This window comes from Streptomyces sp. 15-116A, assembly GCF_025290915.1.
In the GTDB taxonomy this organism is placed as follows: domain Bacteria; phylum Actinomycetota; class Actinomycetes; order Streptomycetales; family Streptomycetaceae; genus Streptomyces.
Genome location: NZ_JAOCQE010000510.1, coordinates 1 through 1,839 on the forward strand (window position 1 = coordinate 1; position 1,839 = coordinate 1,839).

The 1,839-nt window shown below is 75.1% G+C and carries 1 protein-coding gene; it reads right to left on the reverse strand.

The window, feature by feature from the left end:
• Positions 1-19 precede the first annotated feature (19 nt).
• Positions 20-1,573: an aldehyde dehydrogenase family protein gene (locus N4P33_RS34980; RefSeq protein WP_399030694.1), complete on the reverse strand. Its 1,554-nt coding sequence runs from the start codon at positions 1,571-1,573 to the stop codon at positions 20-22.
• Positions 1,574-1,839: the final 266 nt, after the last annotated feature.

Genomic DNA, 1,839 nt, shown 5'->3' on the forward strand with positions numbered 1-1,839 from the left:
GAACCGGCGTGCTGGGCCGTCATCCGTCGTTCCTCTCCTCGTCGGGGACAGCGGTGGCTGCGGCCGTCGTGGCCGCCGGGGGTGCCGTGGCCGGTGCGGTGGCGCGCAGGCGCGGGCCGACCACCGGCCCCGGGCCCCCGCCGTGCTGCGGCAGTTGCATCGACTTGGTCTCCAGGAAGGCCTCGAGGCCCGCGGTGCCGCACTCCCGTCCGATGCCGGACTGCTTGAAACCGCCGAACGGCGCCGCCGGGTTGAACGATCCGCCGTTGACGTCGACCAATCCGGTGCGGAACCGGCGTGCGACCCGCTCGGCCCGGCCGTCGTCGCCGGACCAGACCGCGCCGTGCAGCCCGTACCGGGTGCCGTTGACGATCCGGACCGCCTCGTCCTCGTCGTCGTACGGGATGACGCACAGCACCGGCCCGAAGATCTCCTCCTGGCCGATGACCGACAGCGGGTCGACGTCGGCGAAGACGGTGGGCCGGACGTAGTAGCCGGTGGTGAGGCCGGCGGGGCGGCCGGTGCCGCCGTGCACCAGGCGGGCGCCGCCCTCGGACGCGCCGCGCGCCACGTAGTCGGTGACCCGGGCGTGAGCGGCGGCCGACACCAGCGGGCCGAGGTCGGTCGCGGGATCGCGGGGGTCGCCGGTGACGTACCCGTCCATGATCCGTCCGGCCAGTTCGACCGCCTCGTCCTGGCGGTCCCGCGGCACCAGCAGCCTGCTCCACTGCAGACACGTCTGGCCGGTGTTGAACAGGATCTGGTCCACGGTGGCGCCCACCGCGGCCGGCAGGTCGGCGTCGGGCAGGACCAAGGAGGCGTTCTTGCCGCCGAGTTCGAGGTGGATCCGCTTGACGCCGTCGGCGCCCAGGGCCGCGACCCGGCGTCCGGCGCGGGTGGACCCGGTCAGCGACACGACGTCGACCAGCGGGTGGGTGACGAGCGCGGTGCCGACGGTGTCACCGGTGCCGACGACCATGTTGACCACGCCGGGCGGCAGATCGGCCTCCGCGAACACCTCGGCGAGGAGCCGGGCGTGCAGCGGCGTCAGTTCGCTGGGCTTGTGCACGACGGTGCAGCCGGCCGCGAGCGCGGGCAGCAGCTTCTGCACCGTCAGCAGCAGCGGCACGTTCCACGGGGTGACGCACGCGGCGACACCCGCCGCCTCACGCACCACCAGGGAGTGGCCGACCCGCTCCTCGAACCCGTAGGAAGCGGCGGTCTCCACGCAGTGCGCCGCCATGCCGATCGCGAGACCGACGTGGGTCCGCAGCGCCATCCGGGACGGCGCCCCCACCTCGGCCGTGATGATCCCCGCGAACCGCGTGGCGTTGCGCTCCAGCCCCTCGACCACCCGCCGCAGCAGGGCCGCCCGCTCCCGGGCGGGAGTGACGGACCAGCCGGGGAAGGCGGAGGCGGCGGCGCGTACGGCCAGATCGGCGTCGCGGGCGGTCCCCGCGGGCACCGCGGCGAGCGGTGTCTCGGTACTGGGGTCGGTGACGACCAGCCGGCGATCGGCGTCGGACGCCGTCCAGCGGCCCCCGATGAAGTGGTCGTCGTAACGGGGCGGCACAGCGCCCGGGGACGGCTCGGCCGTGGTGGGTACGGCGAAGCCCTGCGGCTCGGTCAGCACGGTCACGGTGGTTCCTCACTGGGTCGCTCGGTCACGGGATACGCGCAGGCGGGACGAGGGCGGGGGCCGGCCGGGACGAGCTCCGACGGCCCAGGGGCCGCTCCGTCGGACGGGTGGGACGGGTGCCGGCCGGGGCAGCGGCGGCGCGACTCAAGGCGTCCCCCACGGCCGCGACGGCGGCACGTAATTCGGCTGCGACGCCGGGA